This is a genomic window from Aquimarina sp. EL_43 (genome assembly GCF_943422735.1).
GTDB lineage: Bacteria > Bacteroidota > Bacteroidia > Flavobacteriales > Flavobacteriaceae > Aquimarina > Aquimarina megaterium.
This window is the reverse complement of record NZ_CALSBR010000001.1, coordinates 4,956,809-4,981,217: the sequence shown is the minus strand read 5'-3', so window position 1 is coordinate 4,981,217 and position 24,409 is coordinate 4,956,809. Positions and strand designations below refer to the sequence as shown.

Genomic DNA, 24,409 nt, shown 5'->3' with positions numbered 1-24,409 from the left:
GATTCGGCTTGTTTATAAGTACTATTTTGATGTTTTATAAGAGTTATTTTGAAGCAAAGAATGTTGTATCTTCGCCCTAAATTCAAAACCTAAGCTAAGATTGCAATACGAATTCACGATACAAGTCTCGCCAGAAATTGCGGCACATCCCGATCGATTAAAAAGTAAGGTAGCACATAAAAATGGAATCCCTTCTGATGAAATTAGACATATTCAGGTTTTAAAACGTTCTATAGATGCGCGGCAACGAGCAATTAAGATCAATTTGAAGCTTAAAGTATATGTACAGGAAGACTATATAAATCAACCCATTGTATTACCAGAATATCCAGATGTTTCTAATGCACCAGAGGTAGTTATCATTGGAGCCGGCCCTGCAGGCCTGTTTGCAGCACTACGCTGTATTGAATTAGGTTGTAAACCCATTGTTTTAGAACGAGGAAAAGATGTACAGGCACGTCGTAGAGATCTTAAAGCTATTACCAGAGATCATATTGTTAACGAGGATTCTAATTATTGTTTTGGAGAGGGTGGAGCAGGTACATATAGTGATGGTAAATTATATACCCGGTCTAAGAAAAGAGGAGATGTACATCGTATTTTAGAGCTTTTGGTTGGATTTGGAGCTACCGATCAAATTTTGGTCGAAGCACATCCACATATCGGAACAAATAAATTACCAGGCATTATAACTGCAATACGAGAGAAAATTGTTGAAAGAGGAGGAGAAGTACATTTTAATACTCGTGTAATTGATTTTGAAATTAAAAATTCTGAAATCTATGGCGTTACTCTAATGGATGGGAGTACTATTGCTACGAATAACGTTATTTTGGCCACTGGACATTCTGCAAGAGATATATTTATACTATTGTATGATAAACAAATAGAGATCGAAGCAAAACCATTTGCTTTGGGAGTACGAGTAGAACACCCGCAAAAACTCATAGACCAGATCCAGTATTCTTGTGAAGTTCGAGGGCCTTATTTACCTCCTTCACCATATAGTATCGTAAAACAAGTAAAAGGCAGAGGAATGTATTCTTTTTGTATGTGTCCCGGTGGTGTGATTGCTCCCTGTGCTACCAGCCCTGGAGAAGTGGTTACAAATGGCTGGTCTCCTTCTAAGAGGGATCAACCTACCGCCAATAGTGGTATTGTTATAGAATTGCGGATAGAAGATTTTAAGGAATTTTCTAAATATGGTCCTTTATCGGGGATGTATTTTCAGAAAAATATAGAGCAGTACGCTTGGCAAATAGGAAGGAAGACTCAAAAGGTTCCTGCACAAAGACTGGTAGATATGGTTGAAGGAAGAATATCAACAAATCTTCCAGAAACTTCGTATAAACCAGGTTTAACATCTGCTGATATGGGTGTAGTGTTCCCTAAATTTATTCATCAAACATTACAAGATGGTTTTAAAGCATTTGGCAAAAGCATGAAAGGGTATCTTACCAATGATGCTGTAGTGCATGCTCCCGAGTCTAGAACATCATCACCTGTTCGTATTCCCAGAGACTGGAAAACATTAGAACATACACAAATTAAAGGATTATATCCTTGTGGTGAAGGAGCAGGGTACGCCGGAGGTATAATTTCTGCAGCTATCGATGGTGAAAAATGTGCTCAGGCTTGTGTAGCAAAAATACTATCGAAAACAGTCTAAATAGATTTCTTTATAGAGAACTCAAAAGTGGTCTGAATTTTTTCTTTAGAAGATACTTTAATATAACCTCCTAGATTCTTAACTAATTTTTCTACTGTAGAAAGCCCAATACCATTACCTTTATTACCGCTTCTATCTGTAGTATTAGCGGTAGTGAAAAGCTCAAAAATGGTATCCAACTTATCATTCGGAATCCCCATTCCGTTATCTGTTATTCTGAAATAATAAAAATTCTCATCTTCGTTAGTTTCTATTGATATAATGATCTGATCTTTGTCATTATATTTAATACTGTTTCCGATAAGATTAAAGAAAATTTGTTTTAATGCTAGTTTATTACATTGTATGATTGGATCTTCTTCTGGGAAATAGATAGTAAAATCCGGTTTCATAGTAAGTAAATCAACAATTTTATTCAATAGGTGATTTAAGTAAAATTCTTCGGGTTCATTATGTATTAAACTTTCACTCTCATAATGATCAAGTACATCACTAATATAACTACTCATAGAGAAAGAAGAAGTTTTGATATAATCAAAATATTCTAAACTTTCATTGTCGAGTTTATCTTCCAGTTTAAGTTTTAATAAATCTGTAGATGTAATAACATTGGCTAATGGCATTTTGAGATCATGCGATATCACTCTAGCAAATTCCCTTAAAGATTCGTTATGTTTTTTTAATTTGTTTTGAATTATTTGAAGATCATTATTCTTTTTGTTAAGCTCAAAAAGAATAATCACCTGTTTTGCCAGAGCGTTAAGGGATTCTAGCTGCTTATTAGAAAGCTCTCTGGGAACACTATCCATAACACATAAGGACCCCAAAGCAAAACCATCTTTATCTATCAAAGGAATTCCGGCATAAAAAATAATAGGTTTTTCTTCTAGAATAATTGGGTTGTCATTAAAACGTTTATCCTCTCGGGTATCTTTAATTATTAAAGGAGCATGAGGTTGTAAAACAACATGAGAGCAAAGCGAATTATTACGAGGAGTCTCACAGGTTTTTAAACCGTGTTTAGATTTAAACCATTGTCTATCATTATCTACTAATGAAATTAGTGCCATATCTGTTTCACAGATATACGCGGCAAGCGCAGTAATCTCATCAAACTCCTTCTGTGATTCGGTATCCAGAATGTCTAATGATTTTAAAGCTTCTAACCTAAAGTTTTCGTTTATGGGTATAGCATTCGATATCATCCTCTTACAAAGAATTGATTTATATAAGAATCAATTCCTAATAAAATTAACAAAAATAACCCAGATATTACGAATTAATTAGCATTACATAACAATTTTACGTGATAACCGTAATGTAACTTAAGAAAGATATGCGACCACCTATATCTTAAATTGATGAATGGGTAATTAGCAATCAAATTCTTTTTTAATAGGTTTCAATATCATCTTCTAATGTATGTATAAACGAAATAATGTCCTCTATTTCCTGATTAGTGAGATGTAACGGATCGGGAGGTAAGGTTTGATATTCATTCTGGATACCAATACCAATACCGCCTCCGCGATTATAAAAATCCATAACATCTTCTAGAGTAGTATATACTCCGTTATGCATATAAGGAGCTGTTTTTCCAGCATTTCTAACCGAGGGAGTCTTAAAAAAATGTTTCCTTTCGGGAGTTTTATACACATAATACCTCCCTAAATCGGCACTAATAGTGGCATTGATAGTGTCATTTTGTTCTGGAACTCCGATTAATTCGATTTCTGATTCTCTATAGTTAGGAGGTACAGTACCATTAAAAACAGGAGCAAAATGACATGTAGCACATTTGGCTTTACCATTAAAAAGATTAAAACCATTAATTTCATTTTGAGTAAGCGTATTCTCGAGAGTGTTTATGTTGCGATCAAATTTAGAGTTAAAAGGTGCTAAACTTCTTATATAACTAGCTATAGCATTCCTAATTTCGGCATTACCGACCTTTTGGTTTTTAAAAACTTCGGCAAAACTTTTTGTGTATGTACTATCTTGTATAACAACTTGTCTTAGCGTTTCTAAATCTGTATGAAATTCATTTTCATTTTCTATTACGGCAATGATCTGACCTTCTAAACTACCGGCTCTTTTATCATAGAAAAATGCCTTTTGAAGACCAGCATAAAATAATGTAGGAGTATTGCGTGTAACTTTTGCTCCAATTTTCAAGCCATCTGTAAATGCTTTGTCTGGATGATGGCAGGTTGCACAACTAATTTTTTTATTCGAAGATAAGTTAGTATCGTAAAATAACTTTTTTCCCAATGCTATTTTTCCCAAAGTCATTTCTCCAGAATTTCTATCAGCAAAATAGGTGTGATTATAAGTATCTTTAGAAAAAAGAGAAGTAGCATTATTTTTTATTGCTAACTCAAAAGGAAAGCTCACACGCCAATCATCTACAACTTGATTCCATAATTCTAATTGTTTATGCGTATGGTTTTTAATGAAATTATATCGGTTAAACGTATTAAAATTAGCATTTAAATCTTTAATTGACGCATCTATTTCGTGGTTCCATTTTTTTAAAAGTGCTACGTCGTTAAATTCATTCTTAAAGATAGATAAATAAGTCTTTAAACTTTGGTATACTACTTTAGACTCTTCTAAAGAGTTTTCTAAGACAGGAGAATCAAAACCTGTTACTCCTGTAAGTGCAATTTGAACTATTGATTTTCTAAATAGCCATAAAAAATGATATGTCTTTAAGTGATTAAAACTGATATTTTTCCTAATTAATTTTAACCTGTTTGATACCAGATTTAAGTGCTTGTTCACAAGTACAGCATTCATTTCTTCTGTAAAAATCTCTTCTTCGAGAACTTGATATCCACTTGGTTGTTTAGTTTTTATATCGGTAAAGTCATCTTCTTCAACTTTCAAAATATTAGGTTGATTTAAGAAGCCATAATTTTCAATATCCAGAGAAGCCAAAATGGGTTCAGTTTTTTTGAAATACTTTCTGGATTGAAGAAAATGCTTTTTGACATTGGTCGTATCGGTTTTAGCGCTATCCAGGTGATTAATTGCCATAGTAATATCGGTTATGAATTGTTCTTTCATTTGGATATTGAATGGTGCATTTTCTATTTTTACTTCTTTCTTTTCTGAACAAGAAGAAAAAATACCAAATATGATAAAGAGGCTTATCATAAAATAAGCCTCTTTGTTGTATTTAAATAAAATCATATGTCTATCGTTCTAAACCTTTAATTACATAAAGCATACTACCTTCTTTACGGCTATTTGCTACATCAGGGTTTGCTGTAGGATCGGTAAAAGGTGTTCCGTCTGCTCTTTCCCATCCATGATTTTGAGTAATCATAAGAAAAGTTTCATCAACACCTATCACGTCTGATATATCGATCATACCTGTTATTTCCCATATCTTATTTAAACTACCGTATCCAGATGCTGCTGCTTTAGGCTGATCACATTCTAATACTACTTTTAATTCTCTGGTGTTTAAATTGTATTGATACAATCTCGAATAATGATTTGCTGCAGGTTTAAAATCTTGAATCCCATTTGGATCTTCTTGTATGTAAGCGTAGTTTTTGGTTACCAAAATATTATCAGGACTGTGAAAAGCTTCGGCAGTACCACCAATTTTGTCACCATCTAATACACAAGTTATTTTACCAGGGCCATATGGATTTCTATTATTTAGTTCTACTTTGTAAATTCTCCCAGAACGTGTTCCTTTTCCTATTAATCCAGGTTTATCTCTTCCTGTTACAGCAAAGTATACTTCTTGGTTGTTCTTTCTGCTACGCCCTCTTCTCCAATCTATATCTTCTAATCTAGAAAACCCCATTACTCCTTTTTCTTTAGCTTCGGCATCTAATAAATCAATATCTTTTTCGGTTAATTCTACAAACTCCATATCATAAGAAATTCCTTCTTCCATATCTACCTCGTAGGTTACTCCTGGAGAGGTTACTTTCAACCCGTATAATTTACCTCCTTCAAGATCACCTTGTCTGCCAACATACATTCCTAATTGTCCCGAAGGAACTTCGTTATTACTATTATCATCACCAATAAAAACGACAGTTTTACCCGGATATGCACGTCTGCTTAGTGCCACAGCATTCTCGGTAGACCATTGCCCTAGTGCAGTCAACATTCTTGGAGCAGAAGCTTCTGATGCATTCTTATATGGGTTAGTTGCAAAAACACCTTTAGAATTTCCTCCCCATTCACCACCAGAAAGATATAAAGGGCCAAAACCATGTATAGATGGAGTAATTAGTGAACCAGAACACTGGGCAGTATTTGCTGTGGCCAAAGCATTAAGGATATGTTCTCCTTTAATTGGTTTAAAAGTTTCGTCTAATGTGATTCTGGCAACAGAATAATCTGCTTCTATATTATTAATTAAAGTAAATGTTCCGTTTTTATTACGAAGTAATCCTGCACCATCTGCCATAGAACCGTATGTGAAATCAGGAATATAGGTATCTTCAGAAGAAAGCAGATTGTATATTTCTATATCAGAAAACTCAGGGGTTTTTTCTAATAAAACAGGAGAGATAGAATGATTTTTTAGTTCAATTTTTCCTGTTGGAGGCTTAGTAGGACCTCCTGTGTAATCGTCTAGGTTGCAGGAAGCCAATAGTAATGCAGCACCTAAAGAGGCAGTAATAAGATAATTTTTCATGATTGTGTGGATTTTTGTTTCCACAAATTTAGCTTAAGGCATACCTCAACAGCTTTATGAAGATGTTTTATGTTTATTAAAGAAATATCATCTAAATGTTTAGAATGTAAAGTTAAGATTACTCTTTAGAATGGTTCTAAACTTAAAATTTTTCAAAAACTCCAAGTCCAAATAATGCGTAATCATACTTAACTGGGTCTATGGGATCTAAGCTTCTCAGTTTTGTATCAAGCTCTAACAATGCTTTTCCATCATTTTGTTTGCGTGTAAGCAATCCCAATTTACGAGCAACGTTTCCCGAGTGCACGTCTAAGGGGCATGATAATTGAGCAGGGGAGAGGTTACGCCAAATACCTAAATCAACTCCGGCAGAAGCATCTCTTACCATCCACCGTAGAAACATATTGATTCGTTTGGCAGCAGAGTTTTTATGAGGGTCACTAACATGTTTTTCTGTTCTAATCGGATGCGGTAAGGAAAAGAATTCTTTTTTAAAATTATGAATTGCGGTCTGAAAGTTGTCTTCTTCTTTATACAATTTAAAAAAAGTTTCCATATCATCATACTTAGTATATATATGTCGTAGTGCTGTGATGAAGTAGGAGAGATCTGTACTATTAAAAGTTCTATGTACAAAACCATTAAAATCTTGAAGATTTATCTCGGTATGATTCATTATAAAATCATACGGGCTATTCCCCAAAAGTGACATTAATTTGTGAGAATTGGTTAAGATGCTTTTTCGATTCCCCCAGGAAATAGTGGCAGTAAGAAATCCTGAGATTTCAATATCTTCTTTCTCAGTATATAGATGAGGAATCTGTACCGGATCTGTTTCAATAAATTTTGGTTGTTCGTAGTAAAATGCCTTTTCATCCAGAAAATCTTTGAGGTCGATATGGTTAAATTTCTTCACGGGGATATATTATCATTTTATTGTTTTATCATCAGCAAAGATGATAATTTTAATGAATATCTATTAATATTTAAGAAAAAGGTTAAATAAAATACAGATTTGAGTTTTATGTACAATAAATTTATGTGTTAAAAAGTTTATCTATTTTAATACCATTAACAAGATAGTTTTTATTATGTTACAAAACATATAGGCATTTCTATTGATCTATATTAATAACAGTCAGTGGTTTTTTGTTATTTAAAGATTCTTGAGATGAAAATTATAGATTATTTATTTTTAATAAGTGGCTTACAAACGTTAGTTATTACTGTTATTCTACTTTTTTACCGATCTAAAAAAGTTCATATTAATAGATATCTGGGATTGTTTTTTGTTACTTTATGTGTCGAGATGGCAATGTATTTTGTTTTTAAGTATGTTAAGCATCCGGCTATTTATTATCATCCGTTTCGATTTAATTTGTTAAGTATGAGTTTTTTATTTTTCTACGCAGTAGAAACGGCTGGAATTTATATAAAGCGAAAATTCTATTACTATATCCCTGCAATCTTAGAGTTTTTGTTTTTATCAGTATTTTTTCTTCTAGTGCTGCAAAACCCGGAAATGCATACTACTTTAAAAGAAATGCATTTTGGCAAAATAATGAACATTGTTGGTGCTGTCTATATCGTAACGATGTCTGTTATGATTATTAAAATTAATAATAAGCATAAAAAACAATTACCTTATTATTATGAAGTCACCAAAAACAAATCATTAAATTGGTTAACTGTTTTTTGTATTATCTGTATCCTGTTTAATCTTTCGGGTAACTCATTGAATCTGTTTATTAGTGAAAAATCTTATAGGTATTTGATGAATACTATTCTTTTACTTTCTCTCTATTATGTTACCATTGCGAGTTTGGTACAGGTTAATATTATAAATATGATTTCTCCTAAAGTAGAAGAAAAAGAAACTAAGGCAGAACTAGAAAATATTATAAGGATTATTGAAGAATATATGACAGAAACCAAAGCGTATTTAAACCCTTCAATTACCTTAAAAACATTTGCCAAAGAGATAAAGTTGCCAGAAAGGCTAATTTCTAAAGCAATTAATAAGATAGAACATAAAAATTTCAATAATTATATCAATTATTATAGGATAGAGGAATTTAAACAGCTTTTGTCTATGGATAGGCATAAAAAATTTAGCATTTCTGCAATAGCTAATGAGGTAGGTTTTAATTCCAGGGCATCATTTTACAAAAATTTCAAAGATATTGTTGGAGTCTCTCCTTCATCATATGCAAAAAACGCAGATGACTGATTATCTTGTTTTTATATGTTTATGATTATGATTTAAGACATCCTATATCATGTTAGGGGACACCTGTTTGTTGATTTGTGCATTTTTTTTGTTGAATTTAGCACCAACTAATTTTACACAAACAATCGACTTATTATGAAAACACTATTCAACAGCATTCCAATTCTAGTTCCCTTAGATACAAACTAAAGAATTTATTAAGGTAAATCATAGATTATATAATTGATTTCTGCAAAGTTATAAACCGGATTTTTTTTTAAATATAATTTTAGGATTCTTAGGGACCATTTTGAAAGCCTAAAAGTTGAGATTTAAAATTTCTTATTGAGTGAGTGGCAATCAAAAAACTTTCCAAATTTTGATTCAAATGAGGTCTTTTTAGCCTCTATCCGGTTTATGCTTTGTTGTTTAGCAATATGCTTAAACAGCTTCATTTAGAACAATAAAGATTACATACTCTAACTAATATTAAGGTTTCAAAGTTCTTAATATCTATTTTTTTAATCGAGATAATAGAAAACCTTTTGGTTTTTGTTGACTCACACAAATTTAACAAACTTAAAATATGAAAACTATCAAATTATTAGCGCTTAGCGCTATCGTTGCGGGGTGCATTACTTCTTGCCAAAAAGAAGAAGTAGCTGCAGAAGTAAATGAAATAAATAATACTCCTACAAAAGAACAACTTCTTAAGTTAGAAAGCATGGGAGTTAATACAGAAGATGTATCTGTAAAAACAGTTACAGATTTGGATGGGAGTAGTGAAGACTACTTTGTTAATGGTACAGATCTAGGGATACCGGTTGCCGGACTTGCAGATCAGCCAAGCTTAGAATCTTTGGATAACGGGATGAAGCAGTATAGAACGAGAAACATTGTCTCTAGTAATAACCGTACAATTAATGTATTAGGTTATACAGGTGGTGGCGGTAATGGACTGTCTAATACTGGAAGGCAGGCCTTACAGAGAGCTGTTAATACATATAATAATTTAAATACTTCTCTTAATATGAGACTCACTTTTGGCACCAACTATCAGGCAGCTGATTTGGTAGTATACGTAAGAAGTGATTTAGGAGCTGGTGGATTAGCAGGATTCCCTTCTGGTGGAAGACCATATAAGTGGGCAAGAATAGGACCTAATGTTAGAAACAGAGGAGTTGCGTATACTCAACATGTTATCACTCATGAAATGGGGCATTGTATAGGGTTACGTCATACAGATTGGCAGAGAAGAGTATGTGATGGTCGACCAGAAGGTCAAGGTGCTGATGGTGCTATCCATATTCCGGGAACTCCAACTGGAGTGGATATTACATCTTTTATGATTTCTTGTCCGGCACAAGGAAACCCTCAAAATGGGACTCTAAATAGAAATGATGTTACTGCATTGCAGTACTTATATTAATATAAACTTATTAAGAACTTTGATTTTTTTTAGAGGGGGCTGCCTGAAAAGGCAGTCTTTTCGTATTTTAATTTTTTTCCTTTTGAATAGGTGTACTATAGTTAATTAAAGTTCTGTTACCTCCTATATTTACTATATTTGATACTTATTTGTAAATGTCTTTAATCACGATTTAAGATGTCTTAAATCGTGATTAGAGACATCTAATTATTGATTTGAGTCCTTTTTTTGTTGAATTTAGCATCAACTAATTTTACACAAACATTCAACTTATGAAAACACTATTCAACAGTATTCCAATTTTGTTTTTACTAAATAAACAATAGTCTATAGGATAACTATAGATTAAATTCTTGGTTGCTACAAAGTTATAAGCCGGAATATTTTTTTTAATGCAATTTTAGGATTCTTAGGGACCATTTTGAAAGCCTAAAAGTTGAGATTTAAAAATTCTTATTGAGGAACAATCAAAAAGTAACTTTCCAAATTTTGATTCATATGAGGTCTTTTTAGCCTCTATCCGGTTTATGCTTTGTTGTTTAGCGATATGCTTAACAGCTTCATTTAGAACAATAAAGATTACATACTCTAACTAGTATTAAGATTTCAAAGTTCTTAATATCTAATTTTTTTAATCGAGATGATAGAAAACCTTTTGGTTTTTGTTGACTCACACAAATTAACAAACTTAATAATATGAAAACTATCAAATTATTAGCGCTTAGCGCTATCGTGGCAGGATGCATTACTTCTTGTCAAAAAGAAGAAGTAGCTGCAGAAGTAAATGAAATAGATAATACTCCTACAAAAGAACAACTTCTTAAGTTAGAAAGCATGGGGGTTAATACAAATAATGTGACTGTTAAAACGGTTACAGATTTGGATGGAAGTAGTGAAGACTACTTCGTTAATGGTACAGATCTTGGGATACCAGTTGCTGGACTTGCAGATCAGCCAAGTTTAGAGTCTTTGGATAATGGAATGAAGCAATATAGAACAAGAAATCTTGTTTCTGCCCGTACAATCACAGTATTAGGATACACAGGTGGTGGTGGTAATGGATTAAACCAAGCTGCACAACAAGGTTTAAGGCAAGCGGTAAACAGCTATAACAGTTTAGGGTTAACGATTAGAATGAGTCTTAGTTTTGGTACTAATTATCAAGCAGCAGATATAGTAGTTTATGTACGTGGAGACCTAGGTGCTGGTGGATTAGCTGGATTTCCTTCAGGAGGAAGACCTTACAAGTGGGCAAGAATCGGACCTAGTGTAGGTAGTAGAGGTGTAACTTATTCTAAACATGTAATTGCTCACGAAATGGGACATTGTATTGGTTTACGTCATACAGACTGGTTTGCTAGATCATGTGATAATGGTCAAAATGAAGGACAAGGACAAGATGGTGCTATTCATATCCCAGGAACTCCAACAGGCGTAGATAGATCATCAATCATGATTTCATGTGGAGCATTTGGAGCTACTGGTCGTTTTAGTAGTGGGGATGTAGCTGCTCTCCAGTATATATACTAATATAAAATTATTAAGAACTTTGAAATTTATTAAGAAAAGGCTGTATAATTAATTATGCAGCCTTTTTATTTTTTTGTCCCGTCCTGAAATAATATTCATAGTATAGATATGGTCTGTTATATGCCACCGGATTTACCCTACAATCTTACCATCTACCATAACCAGCTTTCTATCAGCCATATCGGCTAACTCTTGATTATGCGTTACAATAACAAAGGTTTGCCCAAATTCATCTCTAAGCTTAAAAAATAATTGATGTAAATTTTCTGCAGCTTCACTATCTAGATTTCCAGATGGCTCATCAGCAAAAATCACTTTTGGATTATTGATTAGTGCTCTGGCCACTGCAACTCGTTGTTGTTCTCCTCCCGACAATTCACTAGGTTTATGATCATATCGATGAGAAAGCCCTAAGAAATCTAAGAGTTCTTTGGCTCTTTTTTCTACCTTGGCTTTTGGAGTTTTTTTTATAAAAGCAGGAATACACACATTTTCTAGTGCAGTAAATTCTGGTAATAACTGGTGGAATTGAAAAATAAAACCAAGTTGTTCGTTTCTAAATTTTGAAAGCTGTTTCTGAGATAATGTATTAATATTGGATTCATTAATCGATAATTCACAATCTTTTTTTTCGCTAACACGGTCTAATGTGCCCAAAATTTGTAATAATGTTGTTTTTCCTGCACCAGAAGCACCAACGATAGAAACAATTTCTCCTTGTTTGATATGAAGATCTACTCCTTTAAGAACATGAAGGTCTCCATAATTTTTATGAATATTATTAGCTTTGATCATCTGTTTTCTATACTTGAAGGAGTGAAAGTAATCAATATCATTAGAATCCCCAAGATTATCCTTTAGAAGAACGCTTTAAATTATTCACATCAAGAAAATAGACCACTCTTAATGATAAAGTATGTTTGATAGGCTTGTTAAATAAATTATCCAGACTTTGTGTGTAATTTAAAGTAGATAACTCATCATCATTAAAAATTTGATTGCGATAGAGTAGAGTAGCTTCACTGCCAGGTGCGAATCTCCAATTAAAACTTAAATCCAGATTCCAAATGTTAAAATTGGTGTTGGGATTATCTTCTGAAATATCATAATCAATTTGAGTTCTGGATCCGTTTTCGTTCAAAATATAAAATACATTATCAGAATAATCGGCAGTACTCCAGAAGTTTCGAAAACGTAAATTTACAGCTTTATAGGGATTAAAATTATAACTAGCACTTAGAGAATTTTCTAACGAAACAATATCTCGTTGTCCTAGAAATACATCTGTACCATCATCATCAACATATCCAAAATTATTTGGGCGATTATAGTATTCTGATCTCCATATCACTAATAATTTATCAGAAAATCGATACCTAGGAGAAACTTCTATTCTATATATCTTTTGTCCATCACCAAACCATTGCCTTGTTCCGGCACTAATATCATAGGCGAACTTTTTTCGATAATCAGAAGAAACAAACATTCTACCACCAATACTTCGACTAAAAGTAACAAACCTTCCGCCTACACGAGGCTCAAAATAGTCTTGATTTTTAGAGTTATAAGATCCTCTTCCACCAAAACCAAATCGTTTTCGGGTTACAAAAAACCAATTTGCACCTACAGAATTTTGTGTTTGAATACTAGGATCATATAGTCGTCTATGTCTTGCAAAAACATTAATACGATACGTGTTAAATAATCCTTTAGGTTCGAAGATTTGATAGGAAGCACTTACTCTAAAATTATTAAAATTATTTCTGAAATTTACTCCTAAATCATTAATGTTATATGTCGTATTTGCCAAATCATGGCCAAAACCATATCTGATTTTACCTTTTATACGATCAAAATCAAGCTCTGACGCAAAGCCACCAATATTATCTCCCGGAGAATTTATGTGACTAACCAAAGATCTTCCGGTTAGGCGATAAGAGTTTGCCTTATTGGCAAGATTCCATACCAACCCTGTTACATTTGCATTTCTAAACTTGCTACCACTACGAGTTACATTAGTATTAATTAAGGAAACAGAAGAATTTTTATTAAACTGTTGGTCTAATACAAAAATATTGTAATTCGAAATAGGTTCAACTACTTCTTTGCGCACAGCACCAGTGATAGTATCGGTAATTCGAATTTCTGTTTTTTCTGTAATCGCATTAAAAAAACCGATACCCAGATTCCCCTTTGTTCTTCCCGAAATTTTTAAGGCATTAAGGAGGTTTACTTTAGAAGGAGCATCTTCTGCAACTTCATTCGTATTAAGGTCATCGTCTGATATAGATGTAGAGGGTTTACCGCCAACTCTTCTAGAAAAGAAAATATTTCCTTTATTAAATAATTCTGTGCCTTCAGTAAAGAACTGCCTGTTTTCTCCAAAAGTTTGTTCGAACGGCCCTAAATTAAGACGAACTTCATCAAAAGCTGCTTGCCCAAAATCCGGAATTAGAGTTGCATCTAATGTAAAGCTATCACTTAACCCGTATTTTACATCCATCCCTGCACTAAAATCAGTTTCGGTATCTCCATCAGAGTGTGATACCAGACCTTGCACAAATGGGAAAAAAGTAAGTCTTACAGGAGGGTTAACATTCTCTACGCCTTTAACCAAACCATTATATTGCGTACGTTGCCCAATTTTGTTATCAATAAAGTTCCAGGTATGGGTCTGATTTCGACTTAGAGATCTTCTATAAAAATTGATACTCCAATCCTGTATATCCACTTCCGGGAAGCGTAATGCATTATATGGTATTTTAAACTCTGCATACCATCCTTGATCATCAAAAGAAACTTTCGCATCAAAAACTACATTATAACTAAAATCTTCATTGAATTGATCTGCTCTAGCATCACCAATAGTACCAGCACTGGTAATATAAAAACGAGTTTCATTAACTCCATCATTGTAGGTATTTATCGCGATACTAAAATGATCGGTTTGCACAAATATATCATCTCGCTGGCTAAATTGGCGTAATACTGTATCGGGTTGATCGTCATATAAGTAGACTCCAAAATAAACAGCTTTATTGTCATACGCCATTTTTACTTCAGATTGGATCTCTTTTGGTATTTCACCTTCGTTTCCAGGTTGCCACATCTGAAAATTACCATGAGCCGGAAGGGTTTTCCATACATCATCATCAAGAACACCATCAATTTTAGGAGGATTACTTATTCTTTCTGCTATAATTTCCTTTCTTTCTTGAGCAAAAGATTGTAATGTAATGAAAAGTAAAAATATAGCATAAGCTTTTGAATGTAATTGTATATTCATAAAATTGTAATAAAAACCTTACTTTTTTTTGATTAGTTGCAAAACTAGGCTTGTATTAGGAGATGTGGTACTAACGAAAAGTTAAAAAGCAAAAAATGGTATTGCATATATGTATTTTCGTTGAAAAAAAGACGACTAAATAGTTATGGAAGAAAATAATTTTGAAACAGCAGTATTTGCTGGTGGCTGTTTTTGGTGTACAGAAGCAGTTTTTCAGCGTTTAAAAGGAGTCGTAAAAGTGGTATCTGGATATACAGGAGGATCAATAAAGAACCCCGTATACCGCGAAATAACAACAGGAAGAACAGGGCATGCCGAAGCAATTAAAATTGAATATGATCCCAAATGTATTGGCTATAAGGAATTACTTGAAGTGTTTTTTGCTACACATGATCCTACAACCTTAAATCGTCAGGGAGCAGATCGTGGCACACAATATCGAAGTGCTATCTTTTATATCAATGAACAGCAGCAGCAGATCGCAGAACAAGTAATTAGAATGCTTGAGGATGAATCTGTTTTTGATAATCCGATTGTTACAGAGGTAACGGCATTAGGAGCATTTTATAATGCCGAAACATATCATCAGGATTATTATAACCAAAACAGTAGTCAGGGATATTGTCAATTTGTGATAAATCCAAAACTTAATAAATTAAATACTACCTTTAAAAACAAATTGAAAAAAGAAAAATAGAATTATTGCTATGTTATATAAGAATTTTGAGGAATACAACATAAAAGTAACCGAAGAAGTAAAAGAGAAATTTGAATCTATTATTGAGGATCTGGGTGAAGATACAAAAAGAGAGGGGATAGTAAAAACTCCCGAGCGAGCGGCAAAGGCAATGCAATTTCTTACACAAGGATATCATCAGGATCCTGCCGAAATTCTTAGGAGCGCTATGTTTAAGGAAGGTTATGACGATATGGTAATAGTTAAGGATATTGAATTGTATTCGTTATGTGAACATCATATGTTACCATTTTTTGGTAAGGCACATATTGCATACATTCCCGATGGTTATATAGTAGGGCTAAGTAAATTACCTAGAATTGTTGATGTTTTTGCCAGACGATTACAAGTGCAAGAACGACTTACTCATGATATTTTAGAATGTATCAATACTACCTTAAAACCTAAAGGTGTTGCTGTGGTAATTGAAGCTTCTCATATGTGTATGATGATGCGTGGAGTACAGAAACAAAATTCTGTAACAACTACTTCTGGTTTTAGAGGACAATTTGAAAAAATAGAGACCCGATCAGAGTTTTTGAGATTAATTACAGCAGATCTGGGATAACAAATTTTTGGAATACTCTTTGCTTTATTTATTGTATATTAAACTATAAATTATGTATTAAATATGGCAAAAGATAAATATAAAAAACTTGGATTAAGTTTACTTTTCGATGGCTTAGGAATGATTAGCTATGTGATTCCTGGAGTAGGGGAGTTTGCAGATGTGATATGGGCTCCTTTAGCAGGTTGGTTAATGACCAGAATGTATAAAGGTAATGTTGGTAAGGCTGCCGGGGTATTTACCTTTGTAGAAGAAGCTTTGCCAGGTTTGGATATTATACCAACGTTTACTATTATGTGGGTATATACCTATGTGGTTAAAAAGGAAAAAGTAAAAGATATTATTGATGTAGATATTTCTTAATCTTTAAAGAAACGAGCAAATCCCATTCTACTTAACATCTTTTTTTCAAAATCCCAGAAAAATTTAAACTGTCCAAAGAGCCACCCTACGATAATAAGTAATATTTGATATACAGGAAATATCAATAGTATTCTTGCAGGCCAATACAACCAACCATTTGTTGTATCCCTATGTATCCCTATAAAAGTAAGTATAGGATCAGAAACACGGGCAGCAGTAGAACCCGTTACAGCAAACGCAATAAAAATGGCAATGAGTTCCCATCGATAAGAAACGTTCCATTTTGTTTCGAGAACATTAAAAAGTTTTAAGGTAATAAAAAGAAATAATGAAGATAGAAAAATTATTATCGCAGATAGTACACCAATATAAATGCTATCGTTTTGGGTAATTGGTAATAGTTTTAGAATATACTTACCAATCAGATAAGACGAGAATACTAGACTTAGCAGCCCTAATATAGGAAAGATTAATTGCCAATTATCCTTTATTTCCCAACGTTCCTTAAATTTTTGCATGTCACAAAAATACAACTAAAAAGAATGGAAATCAAAATCGTCGCCCTCTTGTTACAATAAATCGTTGTCGATATTGCTGCTCAAAATATAGAAAGTAATTATATAGAAGATAATTTACTTCATACCCATAATGAATCACGGGATCATAATTAATTTGTTGAAGATATAAATTAGGATCAAATCGCTGCGGTTGCATCACTCTTTGATTGTATTCTGTAACATAGATACGATTTCTGGTTTCTAAAAATGTTTCAGAATAAAACCCTCTGGGTCTTTGAGTAATTAACCATGAATTAAATCCAGGTTCTATAATAATAATTTCATATTCCAGGCTATCATTTGCGATCCTTATGGTATCTGAAGCAGTATCGGTTGTAGCTACATCCATTTTTCTGTTTTTGGTTGTAGAACAGCTATAAATGAATATTCCTATGATTAATATATAAATACAATTTTTCATGATCTTATAAATATATCTAAAAAAAGAATACGATAGTGTTGTAGAAATTATAAATTCCAGAAATCAATCTGGTCTTGTTCAATTTCCTGAATATCAACAAGGTTAATATCCATGCGATACATAATGAGTTCGGTAAATCGATTTGTGGCAAATTCGCGATTGGCTCCATTAGAATATAGAATACCCGCTCCATTTGTTGCAGTACAACGACCCAAAGTATAGTTTCCAGTTCTAAGAATAGTACCGGATCGTCGAATTGTCTGTACAACATTAGCGCGAATAAAAGAGAACTGTTGCCATTGATTATTCGTATTAGAAGCCCATCGAACAGGATCACTACAACAAATCCCAGAATCAAAATAAACTCTGTTATTTGTCCAGTTTACATGAATAGACCATCGATTTCTATTAACACCAGGTTGCCTGGTACCGAATGAAAACTGATTATCAGAAGTAGAGTATAAAACTGTAAAAACAGAACCGTTAACTCCTGCATTAGTAAGAATTTGAATACTTGTATTGATATCTAACCGATCATTGCTACCATCTCCAAAAAAATAAGGTCTGGCGGGATCGGTTATAAACCGTGGTTGAAATGCATTGGTATTCTGAATAGCATTTCTACCTAAACCACTTTGATCATACCATATGACTACAAATACATTTGCAGCACCTCTCCAGGTATCTATTGCTGCCACATCCACAATATCATTATCGTCCCACCCAAAATCTTGTTGGGCGTTATCGCTATCTCTTCTTAGGCGTATAAGAGGTCCATTATAATCAGATTCTAGCACCCTTAAGGAAAAAGCAAAGCTAATATTAGTAAGTTTTTCATCGAGGATATGAGACGGCCTCATCGTAGGGAAATTATTGTATTGACCAATTTGACAATAACCAAGGCTAGAAAAAAACAGACCTATGTAAAGTAATAATCTTGCCATGCTATTAATTTCTTTTTAAATCCCCAGTGATATGAAATGTATTGGTTGCTGTGCATACGATACCAGCTCCTGCATCTAATCCTGCTGTTTTAAATCGTAATAATCTATTTTTTATAGTTACCCCTGCGGCTCCTGTGACGGTTACTTTTCCTACTCCCAGTTGATAGATACTAACATTATACCCTATAGGAAGTCCCGCAGGAACTGTTAATGTAACATCTGTTGTGCTATTAAAGGTTAGTATATTATGATTGTCAGTATCTACAAGAGTATAATTTCCGGTTTTAGCGAATACAGATGGGGATTCGAGTAATTCTTTCCATTCTGTTCCATTAAATTGAAATACCTTTTTTTTAACTGTATCGAAGATTAAAGATCCTTCTTGTATTGTAGCTGTACTAATACCATTTATATCGGTTGTAGTAGCTCCTGGCAATCCCAGTAATGCATTAGCATCGATTTGAGCAATAGTGCTTGTGTAATATAAAAACACTACTAAAATTAGTAATTTTTTCATGTTAGTAGGTAGTTGGTTAAAATAAAAGCTTATTAAAGTTATATAACTCTAATAAGCCCTTTCTTTTGATACATCAAAATAATAAAAATTATATTATTTGACTTATTGGGTAGGAGTATTATTTTCCAAAAAGACCACCAAGCAGCCCTCCAAGACCTCCTTTTTTCTTTCCTCCACTACTTAATAGCATTCCGGCAACATCGTCAAGAATACTTCCATCACCATCTGCATCTAAGAAAGATTCTATCAATGATTGTTGCTTAGTACCACCGCCAGACATACTACCTAGTAGACCTGATAATCCATTAGCATCGTTTACATTATTCTGTTTAGCTTGTTTTCCTAATACTCCTAAAAGAATTGGAGCGGCAACTTTTAGTATTTGAGCCACAGAACCAGCATCGATTCCTGATTTTTGACTTAAAGCATTTTCTACTGCAGGTTGTTTATTTCCAAGAATATGACCTAGAATACCAGCTCCATCATTAGTAACACTTTGATCAACACCACCGTCAAATAAACCTCCTAAATTATCTAAAATCCCACCTGTATGCTTACCAGTTAATGCTCCTAATAGTCCCGAAGCTCCTTCAGGTGTAGATGCATTTCGTTGCATTGCACCCATAAGTACAGGCATAGCCATACTTAATAGGTCTCCGGTTTTATCTTGGGATTGGCCCGTTTGTGAGCTCACACCGTTGATAATTTGCTTGCCCATTGGGCTATTTAATAGATCTAAAATTCCTGACATTGTAAATATTTTTTAATGAATCTAAATTTACATTTTTAATACCAGAATTAGAATTATTAACTCGTTTTATTTTGACAAAAATGGGATAAAAAACCATTTTACAGGATGAAAAGTAAAAAAAGAGCTGTCTCAATCATTGAAACAGCTCTTTTTTATGTAATTTATATTTTATATCTAGTTCAGAATCTTAATAATTTGCTCAGCTAATTCTTGGCCAATACGATCTTGTGCCTCTCCTGTAGCCGCACCAATATGCGGTGTTAGCGATATTTTATTATTCATCAATACTTTGATTGCCGGGCTAGGCTCATTCTCAAATACATCAAGTCCTGCAAAACCTAGTTTCCCTTTTTCTAGGGCTTCTACCAATGCTACTTCATCAATTACGCCTCCTCTTGCAGCATTAATGATTCCTGCACCATCTTTCATTTGTTCAATTTCAGAACTCCCGATCACATATTCTTTTTGAGCAGGAACGTGTAGTGTGAAAAAATCAGAATTTTTAAGCACCTCTTCTTTGGATACAGTTTTGATTTTGAACGTTAATGATTGCCCATCAAAGAACTCTAATGGTATTTCTACTTCTTCGATAAAAGGATCATAAGCAATAACATTCATTCCAACTCCAATTGCAATTTTTGCAGTTGCCTGTCCGATTCGCCCAATACCTATTACTCCAAGAGTTTTTCCTCTTAATTCGATACCACTACCGTATGCTTTTTTTAGGTTTTTGAATTTACTATCTCCTTCGAGAGGCATATTACGGTTAGAATCATGTAAAAAACGTACACTACCATATAAATGTGCAAAAACTAACTCTGCTACAGATCCAGAAGATGCTGCGGGAGTGTTAATTACATGTAGTCCTTTTTCTCTAGCATATGCTACGTCTATGTTATCCATTCCTACACCACCACGGCCAATAATCTTAAGAGAAGGACAATTATCAATAATATCTGTTCTTACTTTAGTTGCGCTACGCACAAGTAGTACAGAAATTTCATTTTCGTTAATATAATTAACTAATTGATCTTGAGCTACTGTAGTTGTTAAAACCTCGAAGCCTTTTTTTTCTAAAGCTTCAATTCCGCTTTGAGATACTCCGTCGTTTGCTAATACTTTCATTTTCAAGTTTTAAATTTTGAATATTAAGTCCTATTAATTTGACTTGTCTTAAATGATTATTGTTAGAATATTTTACGCTTTACGTTCTAGATCACCCATTACATCTACAAGAGTAGCAACACTTTCAAGGCTTAATGCATTGTACATACTAGCTCTATATCCTCCAATACTTCTGTGACCGTTAATTCCATTAATTCCTGCTTCTTTCCACATAGCATCAAAAGTTTCTTTAAGATCATCATTTAAAAGTTTAAATGTTGCATTCATCGTTGATCTATCTTCTTTTGCAGCAAAACCTTCGAATAATGGATTTACATCTATTTCAGAGTAAATAAGCTTAGCTTTCTTTTCATTAAGTTCTTCTACTGCCGAAATACCACCTAATTTTTTAATCCATTTTAAGGTTAGCATTGATGTGTATACCGAGAACACAGGCGGCGTATTAAACATACTACTTTTGCTAATATGCGTTTGATAATTAAGCATAGAAGGAATTTGTCTGTTTACTTTCCCTAAAATATCTTCTTTAATTACTACAACAGTAGCTCCTGCAGGGCCCATATTTTTTTGAGCACCAGCATAAATTAAATCAAATTGAGAAAAATCCATCTGTCTAGAAAAGATATCACTACTCATATCACATACAAGAGTAGTATCGGTAGAAGGAAAATCTTTAAGTTGTGTACCAAAAATAGTATTATTACTAGTTAGGTGTAAATAATCTAATCCTTTAGGAATATTATACCCTTTGGGGATAAAATTAAAATTTGAATCTTTTGAAGAAGCAACTTCTACGATCTCACCAAAAAGCTTAGCTTCTTTTATGGCTTTATCACTCCAGGTTCCTGTATTTAGATACCCAGCTTTTGTTTGTAATAAATTATAAGCGGTCATAAGAAATTGAGTACTTGCTCCACCTTGAAGAAAAAGTGTTTTATATCCTTTTCCTTCTAAACCTAGTAATTCTAAAACCAAACTACGGGCTTCTTCCATAACATCTACAAAATCCTTACTACGATGCGATATCTCTAGAATAGAAAGACCAGAGTTGTTAAAATCTAACACTGCTTGTGATGCTTCTTTAAATACTTCTTGTGGTAAAATACAGGGTCCAGCGCTAAAATTATGCTTTTTCATGTGCTAATGTTTGTTGTTTTTAATGGCCACATGGAATCTTCAACAATTAAAAATCTTATAACTATTTATGTTAACGGTTATCTAATTGTATCAGTTTCATTAGTAGTTTTATTGTTGTTAAATAGTATGGTTTCGTTGTTTTTTCTTTACTCTAAAAACAGTGTTAGAAAAAACACCACAAAGGTGCTAATAATATGATACAAAATCATTATCAAAATGATAAATTATTTAATTAATTTTTGTCAAAAACTCAATAATATCTATACCATCTGCATAATCTGAAAGTTGAGGGCTTTGCGTTTCTCCAAATTCAATACATTCTGGAGAAAAATCAAGGCCTACAACACACTGGATCTTTTCGCTGTCACTCTTAATTTTTTTGCTTAACTGATCTTTAGAATCATAGGTTTCATAAAACAAGGTTGCAATAGGGGAAGCATAGCTTTCGTCTTCTTTGAGCATTAAAAAGCCGTTTTCAAATAATTTGTAATTACTCATTAAGTAAACTGCTTTATTGTAATCATAATTATTAGCATACTTTGCACTATTAATGACATCATGATATGGATAAATAGCTTTAAAAAAAGAATCAAAATCATACCCTTTTGGGACCATTAGTTTTGATACACTTCTACATCCCAATCCATAATATCTAAAAATATCTTTACCTAGTACCTCGAGTTGTTCTTTGGTCTCATTTCCTGTTAAAATGGCAACAGAATTTCTGTTTTTTCGTATGATGTTGGGGACTTTACCAAAATAATATTCAAAATATCGAGAAGTATTATCACTTCCGGTGGCAATTACTGCATCAAAATTTTTAAATTTTTCTGAAGTAAATTTAATAGATGCCTCAAATCGAGGTTCTACCGCTACTAGATACGAAGCTAAAAAAGGTAACAACTGATTATCATTAGAAGATTGTTTTACCAAAACGTGATGCCCAGAAATTAATACAGAAAGAAAATCATGAAAACCTACTAATGGTATATTCCCTGCCATAACAATACCGACAGTTTTTGGTTCTATTTTTTCTAATGTATAAGGAGACAACCAATCTTTTAAACTATTCTCGGTAAGAGCATTACTCCATTGTTCTAGAGAAAAAAGTACATTTTCTTCTGTAAACCACCCATTATGATGTACGGCAGTAGTAATTTTATGAAGCATTTTATCAAAAAAATCATCGTTATGATAAATGGTATTAACCTTCTCATAACCAGTGGATTTGAATTGACTAAGAAACTTTCCTAATTCAGAAAAAGCTTTGATACGATCATTTAATAACATTTCTTATTTGTTTATCACTAGTTTACGAGCTATTTTTGTGCTGCAAATTTAGAATAAAAAAGAGCTATGGCAATTATAATAACAGATGAATGTATAAACTGCGGTGCATGTGAGCCAGAATGCCCAAATACTGCAATTTATGAAGGAGCTGATGATTGGAGATATTCTGATGGTACAGATTTAGAAGGAGATGTAGTTCTTCCTGGTGGTAAAGGTGTAAATGCCGATGAGGCACAAGAGCCTGTTAGTGATGAAGTATATTATATTGTTCCTGATAAATGTACAGAATGTAAAGGGTTTCATGAAGAACCACAATGTGCTGCAGTATGTCCTGTAGATTGTTGTATCCCTGATGAGGATATAGTAGAAACCGAAGAGTTTTTATTACAGAAACAAGCTTTTATGCATAAATAAAGGATATTATCTCAATATAGACCATAAAAAAACCTGTCATATGACAGGTTTTTTTATGGTCGTTTTTTAAATTTTAGTATTTTCGCTCTATTACAACCTCAAATCTAAATTCGAAATCATGAAAAAAATAGTCTTTTTTATTCTTTTTGCAACGCTTTCTGTTGTTTCTTATGGGCAATATCGCTGGGAAGTTTCTGCTGGAGCTACTTTTTCTAAACTAAACCTTGATAATAATGAAACTACAGGCGGAACAGGTTTTTATGTTAATGCCGGATATGGTTATGTAATGGGAGTTAGAGCGAGAACAAGTATTGTTTTTTCTTTAGATCTTTTACAGCGTACCAGTGAAATAGAAGGAACAGGCGATGCAGAGACACTTCAGGTTGGATTTAATCCAAAATTTAGATATTTAACTGGTGATGGTAAAGATCGGTTTCGTGGTTTTATTAATGTCGGACCTTCTTTTCGAGTAAATACAAAATTTGAAATAAATGGTGTAGAACTAGAAGATGATGGCTATGAGAAGTTGATTATTGGTGGTGTGTACGGAGCTGGTTTTTCTCAAATGGTAGGAGAGATGTTCGATATTATGGCAGAAGTAGGAGTGATGAACGATTTTGTAGATAATATTACCGATACTAATAGTAAATTCTTTGATATTTATGCAAGAGTAGGAGTTCGATTCAGAATTTATGATGCGCGACGATAAATTTTAACAAATAATATGTAATTAAAATCCTGCCAAAGCAGGATTTTTTTTTATACCTCAATTTAATTTTTTGTAAATTAGATAC

The 24,409-nt window shown here is 33.2% G+C and carries 23 protein-coding genes; 9 read left to right on the top strand and 14 right to left on the bottom strand.

Features of this window, described 5'->3' with window-relative positions; genetic code table 11:
* Window positions 1–100 precede the first annotated feature (100 nt).
* A complete protein-coding gene (locus tag NNL09_RS21440; protein ID WP_196909963.1) occupies window positions 101–1,669 on the top strand; it encodes an NAD(P)/FAD-dependent oxidoreductase in 1,569 nt (522 codons plus the stop codon).
* Here NNL09_RS21440 and NNL09_RS21435 read toward each other — a convergent pair.
* The 4 genes from NNL09_RS21435 to NNL09_RS21420 all read right to left on the bottom strand — a co-directional run bounded on the left by NNL09_RS21435 (window position 1,666) and on the right by NNL09_RS21420 (window position 7,254).
* Window positions 1,666–2,874, bottom strand: a complete 1,209-nt coding sequence (locus NNL09_RS21435; protein ID WP_025665561.1) for an ATP-binding protein — start codon at window positions 2,872–2,874, stop codon at window positions 1,666–1,668. The genes NNL09_RS21440 and NNL09_RS21435 overlap by 4 nt on opposite strands.
* Before the next feature lie 187 nt (window positions 2,875–3,061).
* Window positions 3,062–4,864 carry a cytochrome-c peroxidase gene (locus NNL09_RS21430; protein WP_196909964.1) on the bottom strand — a complete coding sequence of 601 codons (1,803 nt, stop codon included), beginning with the start codon at window positions 4,862–4,864 and terminating at the stop codon, window positions 3,062–3,064.
* A 4-nt stretch (window positions 4,865–4,868) separates the two neighbouring features.
* Window positions 4,869–6,338, bottom strand: a complete 1,470-nt coding sequence (locus tag NNL09_RS21425) for a hypothetical protein (protein WP_025665563.1) — start codon at window positions 6,336–6,338, stop codon at window positions 4,869–4,871.
* Window positions 6,339–6,480: 142 nt separating this feature from the next.
* Window positions 6,481–7,254, bottom strand: a complete 774-nt coding sequence (locus tag NNL09_RS21420; RefSeq protein WP_196909965.1) for a TIGR02757 family protein — start codon at window positions 7,252–7,254, stop codon at window positions 6,481–6,483.
* Between the two features lie 255 nt (window positions 7,255–7,509).
* Between NNL09_RS21420 and NNL09_RS21415 the strand changes: the two genes are divergently transcribed.
* The 3 genes from NNL09_RS21415 (at window position 7,510) to NNL09_RS21405 (ending at window position 11,506) form a co-directional block, all read left to right on the top strand.
* Window positions 7,510–8,568, top strand: a complete 1,059-nt coding sequence (locus NNL09_RS21415) for an AraC family transcriptional regulator (RefSeq protein ID WP_196909966.1) — start codon at window positions 7,510–7,512, stop codon at window positions 8,566–8,568.
* A 565-nt stretch (window positions 8,569–9,133) separates the two neighbouring features.
* Window positions 9,134–9,976: a M57 family metalloprotease gene (locus NNL09_RS21410; protein ID WP_196909967.1), complete on the top strand. Its 843-nt coding sequence runs from the start codon at window positions 9,134–9,136 to the stop codon at window positions 9,974–9,976.
* A gap of 696 nt (window positions 9,977–10,672) precedes the next feature.
* The gene (locus NNL09_RS21405) at window positions 10,673–11,506 is read left to right on the top strand and encodes a M57 family metalloprotease (protein ID WP_196909968.1); all 834 of its coding nucleotides are present in this window, start codon (window positions 10,673–10,675) and stop codon (window positions 11,504–11,506) included.
* 132 nt (window positions 11,507–11,638) lie between these two features.
* Here the strand turns inward: NNL09_RS21405 and NNL09_RS21400 are convergent, their stop codons facing one another.
* Both NNL09_RS21400 and NNL09_RS21395 read right to left on the bottom strand, forming a co-directional pair.
* On the bottom strand, window positions 11,639–12,301 hold the full coding sequence (locus NNL09_RS21400) for an ABC transporter ATP-binding protein (protein ID WP_025665567.1): 663 nt from the start codon (window positions 12,299–12,301) through the stop codon (window positions 11,639–11,641).
* A 55-nt stretch (window positions 12,302–12,356) separates the two neighbouring features.
* Window positions 12,357–14,792, bottom strand: a complete 2,436-nt coding sequence (locus NNL09_RS21395) for a DUF5916 domain-containing protein (RefSeq protein ID WP_196909969.1) — start codon at window positions 14,790–14,792, stop codon at window positions 12,357–12,359.
* A 145-nt stretch (window positions 14,793–14,937) separates the two neighbouring features.
* Here NNL09_RS21395 and msrA point away from each other — a divergent pair, with 145 nt between their 5' ends.
* From msrA to NNL09_RS21380, 3 genes are all read left to right on the top strand, one after another.
* Window positions 14,938–15,489, top strand: a complete 552-nt coding sequence (gene msrA, locus NNL09_RS21390) for a peptide-methionine (S)-S-oxide reductase MsrA (RefSeq protein WP_196909970.1) — start codon at window positions 14,938–14,940, stop codon at window positions 15,487–15,489.
* A gap of 10 nt (window positions 15,490–15,499) precedes the next feature.
* Window positions 15,500–16,096, top strand: coding sequence for a GTP cyclohydrolase I FolE (folE, locus tag NNL09_RS21385; RefSeq protein ID WP_025665570.1), 597 nt, complete (start codon window positions 15,500–15,502; stop codon window positions 16,094–16,096).
* Window positions 16,097–16,159: 63 nt separating this feature from the next.
* Window positions 16,160–16,459: a hypothetical protein gene (locus tag NNL09_RS21380; RefSeq protein ID WP_025665571.1), complete on the top strand. Its 300-nt coding sequence runs from the start codon at window positions 16,160–16,162 to the stop codon at window positions 16,457–16,459.
* On the opposite strand, the gene NNL09_RS21375 is transcribed toward NNL09_RS21380, so the two are convergent.
* The 8 genes from NNL09_RS21375 to NNL09_RS21340 all read right to left on the bottom strand — a co-directional run bounded on the left by NNL09_RS21375 (window position 16,456) and on the right by NNL09_RS21340 (window position 23,201).
* Window positions 16,456–16,977: a DUF6787 family protein gene (locus NNL09_RS21375; protein WP_025665572.1), complete on the bottom strand. Its 522-nt coding sequence runs from the start codon at window positions 16,975–16,977 to the stop codon at window positions 16,456–16,458. The genes NNL09_RS21380 and NNL09_RS21375 overlap by 4 nt on opposite strands.
* A 31-nt stretch (window positions 16,978–17,008) precedes the next feature.
* Window positions 17,009–17,437, bottom strand: a complete 429-nt coding sequence (locus tag NNL09_RS21370) for a DUF6146 family protein (protein WP_025665573.1) — start codon at window positions 17,435–17,437, stop codon at window positions 17,009–17,011.
* Window positions 17,438–17,484: 47 nt separating this feature from the next.
* On the bottom strand, window positions 17,485–18,381 hold the full coding sequence (locus NNL09_RS21365; RefSeq protein ID WP_196909971.1) for an arabinofuranosidase catalytic domain-containing protein: 897 nt from the start codon (window positions 18,379–18,381) through the stop codon (window positions 17,485–17,487).
* 4 nt (window positions 18,382–18,385) lie between these two features.
* Window positions 18,386–18,898, bottom strand: a complete 513-nt coding sequence (locus NNL09_RS21360) for a hypothetical protein (protein ID WP_196909972.1) — start codon at window positions 18,896–18,898, stop codon at window positions 18,386–18,388.
* 118 nt (window positions 18,899–19,016) lie between these two features.
* The gene (locus NNL09_RS21355; protein WP_025665576.1) at window positions 19,017–19,649 is read right to left on the bottom strand and encodes a DUF937 domain-containing protein; all 633 of its coding nucleotides are present in this window, start codon (window positions 19,647–19,649) and stop codon (window positions 19,017–19,019) included.
* 174 nt (window positions 19,650–19,823) lie between these two features.
* Window positions 19,824–20,774, bottom strand: a complete 951-nt coding sequence (locus NNL09_RS21350; protein ID WP_025665577.1) for a D-2-hydroxyacid dehydrogenase — start codon at window positions 20,772–20,774, stop codon at window positions 19,824–19,826.
* A gap of 72 nt (window positions 20,775–20,846) precedes the next feature.
* Window positions 20,847–21,911 (bottom strand): 3-phosphoserine/phosphohydroxythreonine transaminase, encoded by a 1,065-nt coding sequence (gene serC, locus NNL09_RS21345; RefSeq protein WP_196909973.1) that lies wholly within the window; start codon window positions 21,909–21,911, stop codon window positions 20,847–20,849.
* Window positions 21,912–22,139: 228 nt separating this feature from the next.
* Window positions 22,140–23,201, bottom strand: a complete 1,062-nt coding sequence (locus tag NNL09_RS21340) for an acyl-CoA reductase (RefSeq protein ID WP_196909974.1) — start codon at window positions 23,199–23,201, stop codon at window positions 22,140–22,142.
* A gap of 66 nt (window positions 23,202–23,267) precedes the next feature.
* On the opposite strand from NNL09_RS21340, the gene NNL09_RS21335 reads away from it, so the two are divergent.
* Both NNL09_RS21335 and NNL09_RS21330 read left to right on the top strand, forming a co-directional pair.
* Window positions 23,268–23,615, top strand: a complete 348-nt coding sequence (locus tag NNL09_RS21335; protein WP_025665580.1) for a 4Fe-4S dicluster domain-containing protein — start codon at window positions 23,268–23,270, stop codon at window positions 23,613–23,615.
* 118 nt (window positions 23,616–23,733) lie between these two features.
* Complete coding sequence (locus NNL09_RS21330; RefSeq protein WP_025665581.1) at window positions 23,734–24,324, top strand: outer membrane beta-barrel protein; 591 nt, start codon at window positions 23,734–23,736, stop codon at window positions 24,322–24,324.
* Window positions 24,325–24,409: the final 85 nt, after the last annotated feature.

Bases quoted from the DNA above. Each gene is read 5' to 3' on its own strand.
- NNL09_RS21435 (WP_025665561.1), bottom strand. From the start codon at position 2,874: ATGATATCGAATGCTATACCCATAAACGAAAACTTTAGGTTAGAAGCT.
- NNL09_RS21430 (WP_196909964.1), bottom strand. From the start codon at position 4,864: ATGATTTTATTTAAATACAACAAAGAGGCTTATTTTATGATAAGCCTC.
- NNL09_RS21425 (WP_025665563.1), bottom strand. From the start codon at position 6,338: ATGAAAAATTATCTTATTACTGCCTCTTTAGGTGCTGCATTACTATTG.
- NNL09_RS21415 (WP_196909966.1), top strand. From the start codon at position 7,510: ATGAAAATTATAGATTATTTATTTTTAATAAGTGGCTTACAAACGTTA.
- NNL09_RS21410 (WP_196909967.1), top strand. From the start codon at position 9,134: ATGAAAACTATCAAATTATTAGCGCTTAGCGCTATCGTTGCGGGGTGC.
- NNL09_RS21405 (WP_196909968.1), top strand. From the start codon at position 10,673: ATGAAAACTATCAAATTATTAGCGCTTAGCGCTATCGTGGCAGGATGC.
- NNL09_RS21400 (WP_025665567.1), bottom strand. From the start codon at position 12,301: ATGATCAAAGCTAATAATATTCATAAAAATTATGGAGACCTTCATGTT.
- NNL09_RS21395 (WP_196909969.1), bottom strand. From the start codon at position 14,792: ATGAATATACAATTACATTCAAAAGCTTATGCTATATTTTTACTTTTC.
- msrA (WP_196909970.1), top strand. From the start codon at position 14,938: ATGGAAGAAAATAATTTTGAAACAGCAGTATTTGCTGGTGGCTGTTTT.
- folE (WP_025665570.1), top strand. From the start codon at position 15,500: ATGTTATATAAGAATTTTGAGGAATACAACATAAAAGTAACCGAAGAA.
- NNL09_RS21380 (WP_025665571.1), top strand. From the start codon at position 16,160: ATGGCAAAAGATAAATATAAAAAACTTGGATTAAGTTTACTTTTCGAT.
- NNL09_RS21375 (WP_025665572.1), bottom strand. From the start codon at position 16,977: ATGCAAAAATTTAAGGAACGTTGGGAAATAAAGGATAATTGGCAATTA.
- NNL09_RS21370 (WP_025665573.1), bottom strand. From the start codon at position 17,437: ATGAAAAATTGTATTTATATATTAATCATAGGAATATTCATTTATAGC.
- NNL09_RS21365 (WP_196909971.1), bottom strand. From the start codon at position 18,381: ATGGCAAGATTATTACTTTACATAGGTCTGTTTTTTTCTAGCCTTGGT.
- NNL09_RS21360 (WP_196909972.1), bottom strand. From the start codon at position 18,898: ATGAAAAAATTACTAATTTTAGTAGTGTTTTTATATTACACAAGCACT.
- NNL09_RS21355 (WP_025665576.1), bottom strand. From the start codon at position 19,649: ATGTCAGGAATTTTAGATCTATTAAATAGCCCAATGGGCAAGCAAATT.
- NNL09_RS21350 (WP_025665577.1), bottom strand. From the start codon at position 20,774: ATGAAAGTATTAGCAAACGACGGAGTATCTCAAAGCGGAATTGAAGCT.
- serC (WP_196909973.1), bottom strand. From the start codon at position 21,911: ATGAAAAAGCATAATTTTAGCGCTGGACCCTGTATTTTACCACAAGAA.
- NNL09_RS21340 (WP_196909974.1), bottom strand. From the start codon at position 23,201: ATGTTATTAAATGATCGTATCAAAGCTTTTTCTGAATTAGGAAAGTTT.
- NNL09_RS21335 (WP_025665580.1), top strand. From the start codon at position 23,268: ATGGCAATTATAATAACAGATGAATGTATAAACTGCGGTGCATGTGAG.
- NNL09_RS21330 (WP_025665581.1), top strand. From the start codon at position 23,734: ATGAAAAAAATAGTCTTTTTTATTCTTTTTGCAACGCTTTCTGTTGTT.